At 31.4% G+C, this 17,849-nt stretch carries 13 protein-coding genes; 11 read left to right on the top strand and 2 right to left on the bottom strand.

Features of this window, described 5'->3' with window-relative positions; all coding sequences use genetic code 11:
• Positions 1 to 163: 163 nt before the first annotated feature.
• From licT to CLPUN_RS17825, 7 genes are all read left to right on the top strand, one after another.
• Entirely contained in the window at positions 164 to 994 is an 831-nt protein-coding gene (gene licT / locus CLPUN_RS17855) for a BglG family transcription antiterminator LicT (RefSeq protein WP_077848596.1), read from the top strand.
• A 347-nt stretch (positions 995 to 1,341) separates the two neighbouring features.
• On the top strand, positions 1,342 to 3,204 hold the full coding sequence (locus CLPUN_RS17850; RefSeq protein WP_198944365.1) for a beta-glucoside-specific PTS transporter subunit IIABC: 1,863 nt from the start codon (positions 1,342 to 1,344) through the stop codon (positions 3,202 to 3,204).
• 11 nt (positions 3,205 to 3,215) lie between these two features.
• The gene (locus tag CLPUN_RS17845) at positions 3,216 to 4,685 is read left to right on the top strand and encodes a family 1 glycosylhydrolase (protein WP_077848594.1); all 1,470 of its coding nucleotides are present in this window, start codon (positions 3,216 to 3,218) and stop codon (positions 4,683 to 4,685) included.
• Between the two features lie 85 nt (positions 4,686 to 4,770).
• Positions 4,771 to 5,607: a Cof-type HAD-IIB family hydrolase gene (locus CLPUN_RS17840; RefSeq protein ID WP_077848593.1), complete on the top strand. Its 837-nt coding sequence runs from the start codon at positions 4,771 to 4,773 to the stop codon at positions 5,605 to 5,607.
• Positions 5,608 to 5,683: 76 nt separating this feature from the next.
• On the top strand, positions 5,684 to 5,848 hold the full coding sequence (locus tag CLPUN_RS17835; RefSeq protein ID WP_341425800.1) for a hypothetical protein: 165 nt from the start codon (positions 5,684 to 5,686) through the stop codon (positions 5,846 to 5,848).
• Positions 5,849 to 5,943: 95 nt separating this feature from the next.
• A complete protein-coding gene (locus CLPUN_RS17830; RefSeq protein WP_077848592.1) occupies positions 5,944 to 6,528 on the top strand; it encodes a nitroreductase family protein in 585 nt (194 codons plus the stop codon).
• A gap of 549 nt (positions 6,529 to 7,077) precedes the next feature.
• Complete coding sequence (locus CLPUN_RS17825; RefSeq protein WP_077848591.1) at positions 7,078 to 8,541, top strand: glycoside hydrolase family 1 protein; 1,464 nt, start codon at positions 7,078 to 7,080, stop codon at positions 8,539 to 8,541.
• A gap of 34 nt (positions 8,542 to 8,575) precedes the next feature.
• On the opposite strand, the gene CLPUN_RS17820 is transcribed toward CLPUN_RS17825, so the two are convergent.
• Entirely contained in the window at positions 8,576 to 9,388 is an 813-nt protein-coding gene (locus tag CLPUN_RS17820; RefSeq protein WP_077848590.1) for an AraC family transcriptional regulator, read from the bottom strand.
• Positions 9,389 to 9,537: 149 nt separating this feature from the next.
• On the opposite strand from CLPUN_RS17820, the gene CLPUN_RS17815 reads away from it, so the two are divergent.
• The 4 genes from CLPUN_RS17815 to CLPUN_RS17800 all read left to right on the top strand — a co-directional run bounded on the left by CLPUN_RS17815 (position 9,538) and on the right by CLPUN_RS17800 (position 16,826).
• A complete protein-coding gene (locus tag CLPUN_RS17815) occupies positions 9,538 to 10,782 on the top strand; it encodes a PTS sugar transporter subunit IIC (RefSeq protein ID WP_077848589.1) in 1,245 nt (414 codons plus the stop codon).
• A 9-nt stretch (positions 10,783 to 10,791) separates the two neighbouring features.
• On the top strand, positions 10,792 to 12,822 hold the full coding sequence (locus tag CLPUN_RS17810) for a beta-galactosidase (RefSeq protein WP_077848588.1): 2,031 nt from the start codon (positions 10,792 to 10,794) through the stop codon (positions 12,820 to 12,822).
• On the top strand, positions 12,809 to 15,070 hold the full coding sequence (gene yicI / locus CLPUN_RS17805; RefSeq protein WP_077848587.1) for an alpha-xylosidase: 2,262 nt from the start codon (positions 12,809 to 12,811) through the stop codon (positions 15,068 to 15,070). Before CLPUN_RS17810 ends, yicI begins: the two co-directional genes overlap by 14 nt.
• A 325-nt stretch (positions 15,071 to 15,395) precedes the next feature.
• Positions 15,396 to 16,826, top strand: a complete 1,431-nt coding sequence (locus CLPUN_RS17800) for a cellulase family glycosylhydrolase (protein WP_077848586.1) — start codon at positions 15,396 to 15,398, stop codon at positions 16,824 to 16,826.
• A gap of 617 nt (positions 16,827 to 17,443) precedes the next feature.
• Here the strand turns inward: CLPUN_RS17800 and CLPUN_RS17795 are convergent.
• Positions 17,444 to 17,849 (bottom strand): IS5 family transposase (locus CLPUN_RS17795; protein ID WP_143328968.1); only part of this gene is annotated, 406 nt, incomplete at its 5' end.

The raw sequence follows: 17,849 nt of genomic DNA, 5'->3' as shown, positions 1-17,849 counted from the left end.
AGTGGTCTGCTTGCAAATTATACTTTACAAATAGAATTTTAAATGGTATTATATAACTGTAATCGATTATAATACAAAAAAATGACAAGGATGGTTCCAACCTAAAATACTAAAAGTAAATAAATTCTATTTTCTACCTTTTAATTTAAATGAGAGGTGATATATGAAGATTGTTAGAGTGTTAAATAATAATGTTGTTATATCATTAGATGAAAATAATTATGATATCATAGTTATGGGAAGTGGAATAGCTTTTAATAAAAAGCGTGGCGACACTATAGAAGAGTCTAAGATAGAACGGATATTTACTCAGGATGTTCAGAATATGACAAACAAATTTAAGAATTTAATTGAAAGTATACCAATTGACTACATGGAACTTACTGAGAAAATAATTAATTATTCCAAGTTGAAATTAGGGAAAGAATTAGCTGATGAGTTATATATTTCTCTGACGGATCATATATATTTTTTAATTCAACGTTTTAGAGACGGAGTAGTCATTTCCAATAAATTATTGTTTGAAACTAAGCACTTATATAAAGAGGAATTTAAAGTAGCAAGTGAAGTGGTTCAAATGATCAATGAAGAATTTGATGTTGTTTTGCCAGAAGATGAAATAGCATTTATTACATTACATTTTGTTAATGCAGAACTTAATGGCGATATGAATAATACGATGCAAATTACTAAAGTAGTTAATGAGCTTTTAACAATAATAAGACGCTTTTACAAAATTGAATTTGATGAAGATTCTCTTACTTATTTTAGATTGTTGACTCATTTAAAGTTTTTTGCTCAAAGAATGTTAAGTGAGACTCAAAGTGAAACTCGTGGAGAAAATCAATTATTTAATGTTGTAAAAGAAAAATATTCAAGTTCATTTACATGTGTTGAAAAAATATATAAATTTATTTATAATAATTATAAATATGAATTATCTCAAGATGAGATGTTATATTTGACAATACATATTGAAAAAATTACAAATTAATATTGGAATTTAATGTTTAGGATTGTTACTTAAATTTATAAGGCAAGACCTGAGTTAAACTCGTTGGAAGTTTTAACTAGGGTTTTTTTGTTGTTTTTGATTTAATGAAACAAAAGGGATTACTATAAATAGATATTGTTGCATTAACAATGTTAAAGTTAAATTTTAGCAAATATAATTATATGATAATTATTTAAATGTAAAAATTTTATTGTGACATATATAAGAATTAGCGTTTAGGATTGTTACTTGGAATTCACAAGGCAAGACCTAAGTTAAACTTAATTAAAGTTTTAACTTAGGTCTTGCCTTGTTTGCTAAATTAAATAATATGGAGGATGATGGAAATGAAAGAATTAGCTAGCAATATAATTAAAAATATTGGCAGTAAAGAAAACATTAAAGAAATGTTTCATTGCGTAACAAGGCTTCGTTTTTATCTTAAAGATAAAAATAAAGTAAATTTAGATGAAATCAAAAAGATTAATGGTGTAATAGGTGCACAATATCAAACTGATCAATTGCAAATTATCATTGGTAATAAAGTTCAAGAGGTTTATGATGAAATAACACGACAAGCTGGTTTTATTCATGATGAAAAAAGTGTTGAAAAAAAGGAAAAGTTTAAAGTAACCGGAATATTTGAAATTCTAGCAGGTATTTTTCTACCTGTAATTCCAGCTTTAGCAGGTACAGGTATGTTGAAAGGTGTAATCATATTACTTACGACATACTGTGGTGTGGATGCAAAATCAGAAACAATGCAAGTAATGAATATAGCATCTGATTGTGTGTTCTATTTCTTACCATTTTTGGTAGCATGGTCAGCAGCAAAAAAATTCAGTACTAACATACCTTTAGCAATGGCTTTAGCCGGATGTTTATTGTATCCAACAATGACTGATGGGCTAGCACAAAAATTATATGGAATAAGTTTTCTTGGATTACCAGTTCCATTTGTTAAATATGCAGCAAGTAGTATTCCTATAATTTTATCCGTATGGGCATTAAGTTATGTTTATCCATTTGTAGAAAAGTGTATTCCAAAAGTCTTAAGATTAGTATTTACACCTATGCTTGTAATTTTAATTATGGCACCTGCAACATTAATTGCATTTGGACCATTAGCGAATTATATAAGTAAAGGACTTGCAGAAATTGTTAAATTTTTATTTGATGTATCACCTATCTTAGCAGGCGCTGTTATTGGTAGTACTAGGCCAATAGTTGTATTAACAGGTATGCATTTATCTTTAGGAGCAATTATTCTACAAAATATAGCAACCTATGGGTATGACACTATATTGCCAATTAATACAATGGGAACCTTAGCAATCGCTGGAGCATCATTTGGTACTTGGTATAAAGCTAAAAATACTGCTAATAAGTCAGTTGCTATGTCAGCTGGTATTTCTGGAATAATAGGTATTACCGAACCAGGAATTTATGGTGTATTACTGAAATTTAAAAATTCATTAATTGCTACTATGATTGCTGGAGGCGTGGCTGGAGCATTTGTAGCATTCTTTAAAGGACATTCTAGTGCTTATGTAAATTCTAGTCTATTATCATTACCAGTCTTTGCAGGGCCTGGTCTTGTATATGTATGTATTGGTATGGCTATGTCTTTCACAATTGCATTCGTTTTAGTAAACATTTTTGGATTATCAGAAGAAAAAAATCAAATGGAAGCAGATAAAAATACCGAAGTACAAGTAAAAGAAGGTACTAAGGTGGCTTTAAATAAATCAAATGAAATTAAAATTTATTCCCCAATGAATGGTGATTTAATAGAAATATCAAAAATAGAAGATAAAGTTTTTGCTAGTGGAAGTATGGGTAAAGGTATTGCAATTAATCCTATTGATGGAAAGGTATATGCACCATTTGATGGCGAAATTACAGCAGCTTTTCCTACTAAACACGCAATAGGAATTACATCTAAGGATGGAGTTGAATGTTTAATTCATGTTGGGTTAGATACTGTAAATTTAAAAGGAAAATATTTTGATTTAAAAGTTGAAGAAAAACAGTCAATAAAGACTGGAGACTTAATTTTAGAGTTTGACCATGATTCAATTACTAAAGAAGGATATTCTTTAACTACTTCAGTGATTATTACAAACTCTGATGACTATTTAGATGTATTACCAAATGAATTGTCTGGAATTATTGCTAAACAAGAGCCGCTAATGACGGTTTTAAAATAGGAGGTAAAATTATGAATAAAAAAGAATATGTATTCCCAGAAGGATTTTTATGGGGAGGTGCAACAGCAGCCAATCAATGTGAGGGCGCTTGGAATGTAGATGGAAAAGGAATGACAGTTGAAGATTGTCTTCCATATCGCGAAGTTGGTGTAGCTGATTTTACTAAGCAGTTTGCTTTTTCTACTAAAGATATTGAAGAAGCTTTGAATGCTGGGCCAGAAGCCAATTATCCAAAACGTCGAGGTATCGACTTCTATCATCACTATAAGGAAGATATCAAAATGTTTGCGGAGATGGGATATAAGGTATTCCGTATGTCAATCGCTTGGTCTCGTATCTTCACAAATCCTGATGATTTAGAACCAAATGAAAAAGGAATTGCTTTCTATGAAGATATGTTCAAGGAATTAAAGAAATATAATATTGAACCTTTAGTAACATTATCACACTATGATCCACATATTAAGCTAGTAACTGACTATCGTGGATGGTATTCAAGAGAAGTAATCGATATGTTTACAAAGTTTGCTAAGGTGTGTTTTGAGAGATTTGGGAAGTATGCAAAATACTGGCTCACATTTAATGAAGTAGATGCAATGCTGAGACACCCGCTTACTAGTGGGGCATTAGTTGAAGACAGATTTACAGATATGCCTTTTGAGCAGGCAATATATCAGGCAATGCATAATCAATTAGTAGCTAGTGCTAAGGCAGTGAAGATGTGCCATGAAATAGTTCCAGAGTCACAGGTAGGATGTATGTTGACAAAACTATGCTTCTATCCATTTACTTGCAAGCCAGAGGATAACCTTGCTAACCAAAAGAGAATGCGAGATATCTATAAATATTGCGATATACAGGTATTTGGTGAATATCCCAAATACCTTCTAAAGGAAATAGAAAGAAAAGGTTTGGATATATATAAGCCAGAAGAAGACCTAAAAATTCTTAAGGAAGGAACAGTTGATTTCGTTTCATTTAGTTATTATATGACATCATGTATGGCAATGAAGACAGAGGGATTAGATATGGCTCCAGGAAATACTGTTAATGGAGTTAAGAACCCATATTTACCATCATCAGAGTGGGGCTGGCAAACAGATCCTACAGGATTAAGAATTTCATTGGTTGAACTATATGACAGATACCGCAAACCATTATTCATCGTAGAAAACGGCTTAGGTGCTAAGGATGTTGTTAAAGATGGCAAGGTGCATGACCCATATAGAATCGAATATCTAAGAGAGCATGTTAAGGCTATGAGTGATGCCATTAATGAAGATGGTGTAGATTTATGGGGATATACATGGTGGGGCTGCATAGACTTAGTATCTGAATCAACAAGACAGATGTCAAAGAGATATGGATTTATATACGTTGATGTAGACGACTATGGAAATGGATCTTATGAGAGAATAAAAAAAGATAGTTTTTATTACTATAAACAAGTAATTGAAAGTAATGGAAAGGATTTAGATTAGAGACAGGTCGACATTGTTTCTGTCCCTTTTTCTGGGACGGAAGCAATGTCCATTTGTCCTCTATTTTGAAGGATGGGGATTAAATATGAAATATAAACTGATTGCAATCGATATAGATGGTACATTTTTGAATGATAAACATAATGTTACAGAAGGAAATCTATCTGCTATTAAAAAGGCCGCAGACAAGGGCATCAAATTGGTAATATGTTCTGCAAGAATTCCTACTAGCTTAAAAATGTTAAAGAAGTATATTCCTGAGCATCAACCAATAATTGCAGGTAATGGAAGTATAATTTTAGATGATAATCACAAAGAAATCTATTCACAGCCATTGGAAAAAGATATTGTATTGGAAATAATATCTATGTTAAAAGAAGACTTTGAAGATATATTATACTCTTTTCTAAACAATGTAAATGTATACATTGAAGAAGTAAAAACTGAGACAATAAATTTTTTCAAGACAATAAATGATAGACTTCCAAGAGAAGAAGGAGTTCAATTTTGTATAATAAAAGATTCCATAAAGTATATTGAAGAAAATCATATAAAGGTTTTGAAAATTTCGATATACGAAAATAATTCATTAGATTTACTTCAAGAAGTAAGAAAAAAACTTAAAAAGTTTAATGAGATAGAAATAGTAGGTGCAGGTATAGCGGGTATGGAAATATCACATAAAGGTGCCAATAAAGGAACTTCACTTGAAATTTTGGCCAAGCACTATGGATATACTCTTGGGGATTGTATAGCAATAGGTAATGATAAAAACGACTTAGAAATGATTAAAATGGCAGGAGTTGGAGTGGCTGTAAAGAATGCTAAGGAGAGTCTAAAGCAGGCAGCTGATTATGTAACTAAAAGGGACAATAACAATAATGCTGTGGCAGAGGTCATTGAAAATTTTATAGAAGATTAGAGATTAATGGACGTTGTTTCTTCGGGAGGTAAAGATGTAAAATTAGGTATTAAATGAAAATAATTATGACCATCGTATGATTAATGAATTGAATGAATTTGAGGATATGATTAAAAATAATAATCTAAAAAAATGCTATCAAATGTTAGAACACAGCTTGATAGTTAGTGAGATACTAACAATTGCAAGAAAGAAAGGTGGAATCGTATTTCTGGCAGATACACAAGAATATTCTTTTTAAGAATGCTGCCAAAGTAATCTTCATAAGCTGAGAAATTTTCATTTATAGAACATGGCAAACTTAGTAATATTACACTTTATAATGGAGGAAGAGAAATGAATGAAGTATTAATAAATATATTAACAAGAAGAAGTATACGATTATATGAAGAAGATCAAATTTTTGATACTGATTTGAATCTAATACTTGAGGCTGCTAAGTATGCACCAAGCGGTAGCGATTCACAATCTTGGCATTTTACTGTTATACAAAACAAAGAAAAGCTTCAAGATCTTAATACTCTTGTTAAAGAATCTTATAGAAATGTAATAGTTGATCAAAAAACCTATCGTTCTATAAAATCAGGTAAAAAAGCTTCTGAAAAAGATAAATATAATTTTTATTATAATGCCCCAACCTTAATAATAGTATCAAATGATAGAAAATATCCCAATGCAGTGGCCGATTGTTCAGCTTCAATTCAAAACATCTTTTTAGCATCGCATTCCCTTGGACTAGGTTCGTGTTGGATAAATCAATTAACTTGGTTTGGAAATGAACCACATATAAGAAGAGAACTAACTAATCTCGGGATACCAGAAAAACACGTTGTATGTGGTTCAGCAGCTATTGGATACAAAAGAGGAGATGAACCAAAACCGTCAATTAGAAAAGAACATTCTACTACAATTATAAAATAGTTAATACTTCAATAATTGAATACGTTAAAATTGTATTGAACTATGATTTTAATTCAAATGTGTTTTTTACTTTAGCTGATTATTTGTCATTATTAATCAGAGGGACACAAGAAAAAATTATTTTAGAGAAGAACTTAATGTTAATTTGAATGAAAATGAGGAATTGTATTTTATGACACATCTAATTCGGATTAATGATTATATAGCTGTTGATATATAACAAAATAATTAAAAAAATGTATGAAAACTATTGGTATCGGCTATATTGGGGAGAGTATATGAGTATAGATAAAAGGATAGTAGCTCTTAGAGACATTATTTAATGGTATTTGATATGTCTCTAAGAGTTTTTTGTTATATAAGTGTATTTCTGCAATAAAGAGTTTTAGATTTTGTAAGAAATAATAAAGCCTACTATAAATATATTAAAATATATTTGAAAGAAGATTGAGAAAAGTTCAAATACTTTTATTTTTGGAATAAAAAATTAAAGAATTATAGTATTAATTATGATAAAGTTTTAAATGTGATAAAAAAGGAGATGAAAGTATGTATCATAATCAACTTGACAGTTTTCCAGAAAATTTCCTGTGGGGTGCTGCGTCTGCCGCTTATCAAGTAGAAGGTGCTTGGAATGAAGACGGTAAGGGAGCCTCAATTTGGGATGCGTTTTCAAAAATTCCTGAAAAAACATTTGAGGAAACAAATGGTGATGTAGCTGTAGATCATTATCATCACTACAAGGAAGATATTGCTTATATGAAAAAAATGGGATTGAAAGCATATAGATTTAGTGTATCTTGGAGCCGTATTCTTCCACAAGGAGAAGGAGAAATTAATGAAAAGGGTTTAGATTTCTATGAAGCATTGATAGATGAATTATTAGAAAATAATATTGAACCAATTTTAACGCTTTATCATTGGGACTTACCACTTGCACTGCAGAAAAAATATGAAGGATGGGAATCTCGTCATATGATTGATGCCTTTGAAAATTATTGTAGAATTTTATTTAATAGATTTGGGAAAAAGATTACTTATTGGGTAACGATGAATGAACAAAATGTATTCATTCCGCTAGGATATCGCTTTGCAGCTCATCCACCAGCAGTGACTGATTTAGAACGTATGTATAAAGCAAATCATATTGTAAATCTAGCAAATGCAAAAGCAATTTGTTTGTTTCATGAAATGGTTCCTGATGGAAAAATTGGACCAAGTTATGGATATGGACCTATGTATCCATTAACTTCAGATCCTCAAGATGTTTTAGCAGCTGAAAATGGTGAAGCGTTTAATAATGATTGGTGGTTAGATGTTTATTGTAAAGGCCGATATCCGAGGTTTGTAATGAAGTATTTGAAAAGCTTAGGCATTGCTCCAGAGGTTACTTTAGAAGATGAGAAACTATTAAAAGCGGCAAAACCAGATTTCTTAGGAATTAATTATTATCATGGTGGAACGGCAAAACAAAATCGTATTGAAAAACCCGAAGAAGAAATAACTAAACAATTTTCAAAAACTGACCCATATTTAATGCAGCCAAAATCAGAGCAGGCATTAAATCCAGAAGTTCCATTGTTTAATGGTGTTGAAAATCCATGCTTGCAAAAAACTGAATGGGGATGGGAAATAGATCCAGTTGGATTTAGAGTAGCTTTAAGACGTGTACAAGCAAAATATGATCTGCCAATTTTAGTTACAGAAAATGGACTAGGCGCTCAAGATGTATTAACAGAAAACCTTGAGATACATGATTCATATCGCATTGAATATTTAAAAGAACACTTATTAGAACTTAGAAAAGCATTAACTGATGGAGTTGATATTATTGGCTATTGTGCATGGTCTTTTACAGATTTATTGAGTTGGTTAAATGGTTATAAAAAAAGATATGGCTTTGTTTATATTAATCGAGATGAACATGAAGAAAAGGATTTAAGAAGAATACCTAAAGATAGTTTTTATTGGTATAAAAAAATTATTTCTAAAAATGGAGAATCTATAAAATAGAAAAATAAGATGTTAAAGCAGTTGCTTCAACATCTTATTTTTTGTAATAAAGTTTTCTAAATGAACTTGGAGTCATATGTTCACTTTTTTTAAATACAGAAGTAAAGTAGCTGGCATCATCAAAACCTGTTAGGTAACAAACCTCTTGAATAGAAAGAGAAGGCTGATTAGCTAATAATTCCTTTGCTTTTCTGACCCGAATGTCCAATAAATATTGATAAGGTGAAAGATGAAAGACTTCTTTGAATAGACGAGTCATATATTGGGTACTATAACAAATCATAGAAGCAAGATCCTCGTTGCGTATATCTTCAGCATAATGTTCTTCTAAATATTTAACAATTGGATGAACAATAGTTTCATATTTTGATGAAGAGGGTGAATTTTTTAAGAGATATTTTTTTAGTTTAATTAAAAAAGAATAAATGTCACCAGAAACCTCTAGTGGATAGTAAGTATCATCACTTTTAATATTGGTACTTAATTTTTGAATAAAACAATCAATATCCTCATCTAATTCATCAACATATAAATATTCTCCAATACCCAATAACGTTAAAACTTCAGTTGCGAGGGCACCTCCAAAAGTAAAGTAAGCAGTTTTCCATTCACTTGTAATATTTGAATAATTATGAGGCACATAGGGATTAATTAAAATTCCAGAATTAGGCTTTAAGATAAATTCCTTACCGTCAATTTCGATTTTACCACTACCTTCTTGAGTATGAAGCCAATGAACATAAGGATATCCATTAGGACGAAGTATTTGTTCTTGGTTCCAATTATAACCAACACTATCTACATACAAAGGTAGGCTACGATTTTTTCGTTTAAAACTGTAACGCATAATTTTCCCTTCTTTGTTTCAAATTATTATATTTCTCATTATAAAACTACGATTATTTTAGCATTTTTTATGATAAAATACAATTAAAATCAGGGTTGCGCGATCATTGATTGAAAACGATTATGGATTAAAAAAGGAGAACGATAAATATGGAAAGTATTAAATTATTTTTTCAACAGAAATTTATGCCAGCTCTTATAAAATTAGGGGAACTTAAATATTTAATTGCATTACGAGATGGAATGGTTGTTACTGTTCCCTTCACAATATTCGGAAGTATTTTTATGATTATTGGAAATATGCCTTTTCAGGGCTGGTATGATTTTATAGCGCCAATTAGTCCATATATTCAAGTTCCTGTAAATGTGACGTTTGGATTACTTGGATTCATTGTATGTTTAAGTTTAGCTTATCAAATGTCTAAGATTAACAAAATTGACATAATCACAGGTGTTGCTATTACATCGATTTGTTATATTATTGCAATGCTTAATAAGGAGTTTAAAATTGATCCTTCAGCATATGGATCGGGGGGAATCTTTACAGCCATTGTTGTTGCAATTATAACAAGTGAACTCATGCATTTTATTATTAAAAGAAATATTGTTATTAAAATGCCGGATGGTGTACCACCAGCTGTTGCAACATCTTTTGCAGCATTAATTCCTGGATCAGCAGCTTTAGCTTTATTTTGGGCTTTACGTGTATTATTAGGTTTAGATATTAACCAATTAATTACTTCTTTGTTTTCACCATTAGTTGGAGGATTAAGTACTTGTCCGGGTATGTTATTTATGACATTTTTAACTTTATTATTATGGGTATTTGGCATTCATGGAAATAATGTAGTTAGTGGAATTGCTTCACCTATATATTTAACTTTTTTAACAGCCAATATAGCTGCTGTAAGCCAAGGGGTAACGCCACCATATATTACTGCTGAAGGTTTCTTGTTATTTGGAATGAATATAGGTGGAACAGGAGCTATATTAGGAATTGCTATATCTATGTTAACAGCAAAAAGTGAGCGTTATAAAGCAGTTAGTAAAGTAGGAATTATTCCGTCTATATTTGGTATTAGTGAACCAATTATGTTTGGTTTCCCAATTGTATTAAATCCAACTTTGGCTATTCCATTTATTGCGGTACCATTAGTTTTACAAGGCATTACTTATTATTTAATGAAATTTAATATTATAGGGCGTGTAATTGCTCAAGTTCCATGGACTACTCCTCCAGTTATTTCAGGATTCTTAATTACAGGAGGAGATTGGCGCGCAGCATTATGGCAGCTTATTGAACTAATTATTGCAATATTAGTTTATTTACCATTCTTTAAGGTGTTAGATAGAAGCGCTTTAACAGAAGAAAAAGATTTAGAAGAAGTTAAATAGGAGGGTTTTATGGCGATTTTTAACAATATACTTTTTGGTGGAGATTATAATCCAGAACAATGGCCAAAGGATATTTGGCTTGAGGATATGAGAATTTTAAATTTAGCAGATATTAATTCTGCAACTATTAATGTTTTCTCTTGGGCTAAAATACAGCCTAGTGAAAATATATATGATTTTTCCACTCTTGATGAAATTATAGATATGTTAATTAAGAACAATTATAAAATTATTCTTGGCACATCAACAGCTGCATTGCCTGCATGGATGAGCCGTAAATATCCTGATGTAAATCGTACAGATTTTGAAGGACGCAGACATAAATTTGGCAATCGTCATAATGCTTGCCCTAATAGTCATACATTTCAAAAATACTCAAAACGTCTAGCTGGAAAATTGGCAGAGTGTTATGGAAAATTGGAAAATATTGTTTGCTGGCATATTTCAAACGAATATGGTGGAGAATGCTATTGTGAAAATTGTGAACTTGAATTTCAGGATTGGTTAAAGGAAAAATATAAAACTATAGAAAATTTAAATAAGGCTTGGAATACTTCTTTCTGGTCACATACTTTTTATTCATGGGATGAAATTGTTGTTCCTAATGCATTAGGTGATGCTATTGGTAAGGATAAAACAGCTTTTGCTGGTATTTCTATAGATTATTATCGCTTTAATTCTGAATCAATTTTAAAAAACTTTTTAAGCGAAAAAAAGGCAATTCGTAAGTATGATGAGAAAACGCCAATTACAACAAATTTAATGGGAGCTTATAAGCAATTAGATTACTTTAAATTTGCAAAAGAAATGGATATTGTATCATGGGACAATTATCCAAGTTATGATACACCAGTTAGTTATACTTCCATGATGCATGATTTAATGCGTGGGTTAAAAGATGGACAACCGTTTATGTTAATGGAACAAACACCAAGTCAACAAAATTGGCAGCCATATAATTCTTTAAAGCTACCTGGTCAAATGAGAAATATGAGTTATCAGGCTATTGCTCATGGGGCAGATACTGTGCAGTTCTTTCAATTACGTCGTTCAGTAGGTGGCTGCGAAAAATTCCATGGAGCAGTTATAGATCATGTTGGAAATGAAAATACACGAGTATTTAGGGAGGTTTCTGCACTTGGAAAAGAGCTTAAAAAATTAGGATCAACTTTAATTGACGGAAGAACTCCAGCTAAGATTGGCATTATTTTTGATTGGCCAAATTATTGGGGATTAGAATATGCAAGCGGCCCTACAATTGAATTAAAATATGTTGAACAAATACATCACTATTATAAAGAACTTTTTAAAAGAAATATTGATGTTGACATGATTTCTTTAGAGACTAGTTTTGAAAAGTATGATTGTATTTTTGCACCATGCCTTTATATGGTAAATTTAGAACAAGTGAATAAAATCAATCAATATGTTAAGCAAGGAGGAACGTTCCTAACAACAATGATGAGCGGTCTTGTAGATGAAACAGATAACGTTCATTTAGGCGGTTATCCTGGACCACTTAAAAAAACTTTAGGTATTTGGGTAGAAGAGTTTGATGCACTTCCACCAAATCAAAAAGTAGAATTGCGTTTTTGCCAAAATTTAAACGTTGCTAGTGGACAAATGCTTTGCGATATTATACATTCACAATCAGCTGAAGTCATAGCAGTGTATGATGACAATAAATTCTATAGTGGAAGTCCTGTTATAACAAGAAATAGAGTTGGAGATGGAAAGGCCTATTATGTTGGAACTATGCTAGATGAATCGGGAATGGAAGAATTATTTGATGTAATTTTCCAGGAACTAAATATAAATCAGTACAGATTGCCAGTAGAAATAGAAACTAAGGTCCGTTGTAAAGATAATAAGAAATATAGATTTATTTTAAATCATGAAAATAAGGAAGTGCAAGTAGAGTTGCCATTTCAAGGAAAAGATTTGTTATCTGAAAGAAATGCTAGTCAAGTGACTCATTTGCTACCATTTGATGTCATGATTATTGAAGAAAAAGGAGAAGAAAACAATGAAATTTCTTAATGGAGGATGGTTAATACGCGATGGTTTTGATGTAAAATACGCAGCACAAGTTTATGATGAACGTATATGTGATGACAAACTTATTATGTATATGCCATATAAACAAATAACTCATAAAGGTGAAACATTAGATGGCGGAATGTTAACCATAGAGGTTTTTACTCCTCACAAGGATGTTATAGGTGTTAAATTATATAATTATAAAGGTAAATTAAAAAAATCACCTAATTTTGAAATAAATAAAGAAGACATAAAACCTATGATAAAAGTAGATAATGCGGTATGTAATTTTCAATCAGGAGATTTATGTGTAAATATACAACGAGAAAATCTTGTTACTGAGTTTTCTTATAAGGGAAAACCTATTATCCAAAGTACATCTAAATCAAAAGCAGTAGTTCATGATTGCAATGGGCAAGTTCACATCAGTGATCAGTTAAGTATTGATGTTGGTGAATGTATATATGGATTAGGAGAAAGATTTACTAATTTTATAAAGAATGGTCAGACTGTAGATATATGGAATGAAGATGGAGGAACTGGAACAACACAAGCTTATAAGAATATACCTTTTTACGTAAGTAATAAAAATTACGGTGTATTTGTAAACTCACCTAATAAGGTAAGCTTTGAAGTTGGAAGTGAGAAAGTTTCAAAAGTTCAGTTTAGTGTTCCAGAACAAGAAATGGAGTACTATATAATTGGAGGAAATGATTTAAAAAAAGTATTACAAAATTATACTGACTTAACAGGAAAACCGTCATTACCACCAGCATGGTCTTACGGCTTGTGGCTTAGCACTTCCTTTTTAACAAATTATGATGAAGAGACAGTTAATTCTTTTGTAGATGGGATGGCTGAGCGTGATATTCCATTAGAAGTCTTTCATTTTGATTGCTTATGGATGAAAGAATATGAATGGTGTAATTTTGAATGGGATGAACGCACATTCCCTAGACCTGAAGAAATGCTAAGAAATTTAAAGAAAAAAGGATTAAAAATCTGTGTATGGATTAATCCATATATTGCTCAAAAATCACCATTATTTGATGAAGGGGTGGCTCAGGATTATTTCTTAAAGAAAGCTGATGGAGACATTTGGCAATGGAATAAATGGCAAGCTGGTATGGCTGTTGTTGATTTTACAAATCCAAAGGCTGCGAGTTGGTATCAAAGCTATTTGAAAAAGCTAATGGATATGGGGGTTGATTGTTTCAAGACGGATTTTGGTGAACGTATTCCTACAGATGTTATTTATGCAGATGGCTCTGATCCGCATAAAATGCATAATTATTATGCTTATCTATATAACAAAGTTGTATATGATTTATTAATAAAAGAAAAAGGAAAAGAGGAGGCTATAGTTTTTGCTAGATCAGCTACTGTAGGCTCACAAAAACTCCCAGTTCATTGGGGTGGAGATAGTACGTCTGATTATCCTTCAATGGCAGAATCATTACGTGCAGGACTCTCATTCGGTTTATCTGGATTTGGATATTGGAGTCATGATATTTCAGGATTTGAAGAAGGAGCTACTCCTGATTTGTATAAACGTTGGACACAATTTGGTCTTTTATCTTCACATAGTCGTTATCATGGCAGTTGGAAATATAAAGTTCCGTGGTTATATGGTGAAGAAGCTGTAGACGTTACACGCTTTTTCACGAAGATGAAGCTACGGCTAATGCCTTATATTCAAGCACAATCTGTTTATACAGCAACAACGGGTTTACCAATGATGAGAGCTATGATGATGGAATTTCCTAATGACGAAGCTGTTGTCGGATTAGATAGACAGTATATGTTTGGAGACAGTTTGTTAGTTGCACCAATTTTCAATGATCGTGGATTTGCTTCTTTCTATGTTCCCAAAAGTGAAGGTGTTTGGACTGACTATTTAACAGAAAAGACATATAGTGAAGGATGGTATAAGGAAACATGTGATTATTTCCATCTTCCATTACTTGTAAAGCCAAATTCTATTATAGTTGAAGGTTATGATGAAAATCATGCATCTTATGATTATACAAAAAATCCAACAATTCATGTATACCAATTAGCTGATTATGCACAATGTGAATTATATGATATTCATGGCAAAAAAACTGCAACAATTAATGTAGAAAAACAAAATAATGAGATAGAAGTCGAAATGAATGGTATAGAAAAAGCTGAGTTTATTTTGTATGGAAAGAAAAAGATTTTAACAATTCTTCATGCTGGGCACAACAGCATTCGATATATTTAAGTTAATAACCTTCATGGATGTCTAGAAAAGTATAAAAATTTAGAATGTTGAAAAATTGCATTGAGAAGTTATAGGTGGCAAATTGATGAAATGATTAAGAACGAGTTAGTAACAATATTTCGATTAATTTCAAAAAATAAAAATAAGAAAGTAATGTATTATGGACTTAATTTCAAAGGGAGGTGATAGAATCTTATAATTTGAATGTTTAAAAAAAGAAATAAAATGATTAGAAGGGGGAGTTGAATAGCCATTCGGTAAAAGTTAACTTGAAAGTGTGTTTATCAATATTACATGTAAAAGAGTTATTTTAAGGAGGATTTTTATGAGAATTAATAAAAAAAATATCAAAGTGATTTTTTCAAGTATATTAGTATTTTTATTTGCTATAGTGAGCTTTGCTTTGCCTGCAAAGGCTGCTGATAATAGCATAGTTGCTAGAAATGGACAACTAAAAGTAATTGGTACTAAGCTCTGTAATAAAAATGATCAACCAATCCAATTAAAAGGAATGTCTTATTTTTGGCACTGTTGGGATCCTGGATTATATAATGCTAGTACGGTATCGCAATTAGCTAATAATTGGAAAGCAACAGTTGTAAGAGCACCTATGGGAATAGATGTGGCAGGAGGATATTTATCTGATCCTGTAGAATCAGTAAATAAGATAAGCACAATTGTTGATGCTGCCATTAGTCAAGGTACTTATGTTATTATCGATTGGCATGAAGAAAAAGCTACAACCCATGTATCCCAAGCAGTGAGTTTTTTCAAGACTATGGCTCAAAAGTATGGAGACAAACCAAATGTTATTTATGAAATTTATAATGAACCTACAGCAACATCATGGCTTGAAATAAAAAGCTATGCACAACAAGTAATCAGTGCCATAAGACAGTATGATCCGGATAATATTATTGTGGTAGGTACACCTAATTGGTCGCAAGATGTTGATACTGTAGCAAATGATCCGATTTCAGGAACAAACATTATGTATACATTACACTTTTATGCTGGTACTCATAAGCAATGGTTGAGAGATAAAGCAACTTATGCACTTAATAAAGGAATTGCACTATTTGCTACAGAATGGGGAACTTGTGATGCTTCAGGAAATAGCAATTTAGATCTAAATGAATCTACTACTTGGTTAAATTACTTGGACTCCAATAGTATAAGTTGGTGTAACTGGTCTTTGAATACAAAATCTGAAACAGCATCCGCATTAACAATCAGTGCTAATTTGACAGGTCCTTGGAGTGATTCTGAAATGACTGATTCAGGGAAATATGTGAAATCAAAATTAATCTCAAATATAATACCACAGCCAGGAACAGGGATTATATCTGGAGGCACTTATAAAATAATTAATGTAAATAGTGGAAAAGCGTTGGACTCTGCTGGAACTGGTGATGGAGCAAAAGTGCAGCAATGGAGCTATGGTGGAGGAGATAATCAGAAATGGATTGTAACTGATGAAGGTGATGGTAAATATAAAATAATAAGTGTTGCTAGCGAAAAAGCATTGGATTCTGCTGGAAATTGGGATGGAGCAAATGTACAAATATGGTCCTATGGCGGTGGAAATAATCAGAAATGGTATCTAAATGATATAGGAAATGGACAGTACCGTGTTATTGGTGCTGACAGTGGGAAAGCATTAGATGGAGCTGGAAACTGGAATGGAGCAAATGTTCAGATATGGAATTATGGTGGTGGAAATAACCAGAAATGGGGATTTACTAAACTAAATTAAAGCTATAAATAAGTGATTTTTAAAAGCTGCTGATGTAATGAATATATCGCCAGCTCTTCTGTCCACTAATGAAAGGAGAATTTCAATAACTATAAATAGCTATAATTATTGAAAATACTAATGCTCACATTTTTAAGAGAATACAAATAGGCTATAGTGCAAAATTTATATTGTGCGAGAATGGCATTTTCAATGGAAATGGAGCATATGAATCTTTTATAGTTTTTATATTATTAAAATAGCTATGAAGCAAGTAAATCCACCTGTACAATACTCCCTACTTGACAAATAAATAGGAGCTAACCTTGTCTATATAATAATAGAATAAACGGTACAGTGGTAATCCTGCGCCGTTTTAATGTTAATAAATTAGTTGAATTATTGTTTTTTGTTGCTAATATAGAAATATTATGTTGGTATTTATAAAAATTAATAAACAATAATATGAGGGATAAAATTAGTAAAATCTTAGATGGTAAAATCATTATAATGTTAGAGTTAAAACTTGGTTATTGTAGGGTTATTTGTGTATAAGTTCTGATTAGAGTGAATTTTTACAATAAAAAATTTATTTACATGTTTAACTAGGGCGTGTCTGAAAACAATATTGCCTTATGCTATTTTGATAAAATAAAAATGGACGCAACATAAACAAAAGCAAGAAATGAAGACGCAAGCTTGTCATAGCGAGTTGAAACTCTGCGAAAATGCTTGATTTTATTAAAGAAGCATTCTACTAAATGGCGTTCTTTATATACCCACCAGTCACAATGCCATGGATTCTGCGCATTTGTTTTAGGTGGAATTGTATAGGAAGCTTCTTGTGAAGCAATATATTTCTTAATTTCCTTTGTACCATATGCTTTATCACCTAAAATATTACTGCCTTTTATATAAATATTTGAAAGAACATCCACGGCAAGTGTGCTATCATGTAAATTACCAGAAGATAATTGAAAATAAACTGGATTGCCAAGACCATCAACAACTGTGTGGATTTTTGTTGTATGTCCGCCACGACTT

Origin of the sequence: Clostridium puniceum (assembly GCF_002006345.1) — a bacterium.
In the GTDB taxonomy this organism is placed as follows: Bacteria; Bacillota; Clostridia; order Clostridiales; family Clostridiaceae; genus Clostridium; species Clostridium puniceum.
The sequence above is the reverse complement of the archived record's forward strand: the minus strand, read 5'-3'. Positions and strand labels throughout refer to the sequence as shown.

Coding starts and splice junctions, on each gene's coding strand:
- CLPUN_RS17845 (WP_077848594.1), top strand. CDS start 3,216: ATGAATAAAAAAGAATATGTATTCCCAGAAGGATTTTTATGGGGAGGT.
- CLPUN_RS17825 (WP_077848591.1), top strand. CDS start 7,078: ATGTATCATAATCAACTTGACAGTTTTCCAGAAAATTTCCTGTGGGGT.
- CLPUN_RS17815 (WP_077848589.1), top strand. CDS start 9,538: ATGGAAAGTATTAAATTATTTTTTCAACAGAAATTTATGCCAGCTCTT.
- CLPUN_RS17840 (WP_077848593.1), top strand. CDS start 4,771: ATGAAATATAAACTGATTGCAATCGATATAGATGGTACATTTTTGAAT.
- CLPUN_RS17830 (WP_077848592.1), top strand. CDS start 5,944: ATGAATGAAGTATTAATAAATATATTAACAAGAAGAAGTATACGATTA.
- CLPUN_RS17800 (WP_077848586.1), top strand. CDS start 15,396: ATGAGAATTAATAAAAAAAATATCAAAGTGATTTTTTCAAGTATATTA.
- CLPUN_RS17835 (WP_341425800.1), top strand. CDS start 5,684: ATGATTAATGAATTGAATGAATTTGAGGATATGATTAAAAATAATAAT.
- licT (WP_077848596.1), top strand. CDS start 164: ATGAAGATTGTTAGAGTGTTAAATAATAATGTTGTTATATCATTAGAT.
- CLPUN_RS17810 (WP_077848588.1), top strand. CDS start 10,792: ATGGCGATTTTTAACAATATACTTTTTGGTGGAGATTATAATCCAGAA.
- CLPUN_RS17820 (WP_077848590.1), bottom strand. CDS start 9,388: ATGCGTTACAGTTTTAAACGAAAAAATCGTAGCCTACCTTTGTATGTA.
- yicI (WP_077848587.1), top strand. CDS start 12,809: ATGAAATTTCTTAATGGAGGATGGTTAATACGCGATGGTTTTGATGTA.
- CLPUN_RS17850 (WP_198944365.1), top strand. CDS start 1,342: ATGAAAGAATTAGCTAGCAATATAATTAAAAATATTGGCAGTAAAGAA.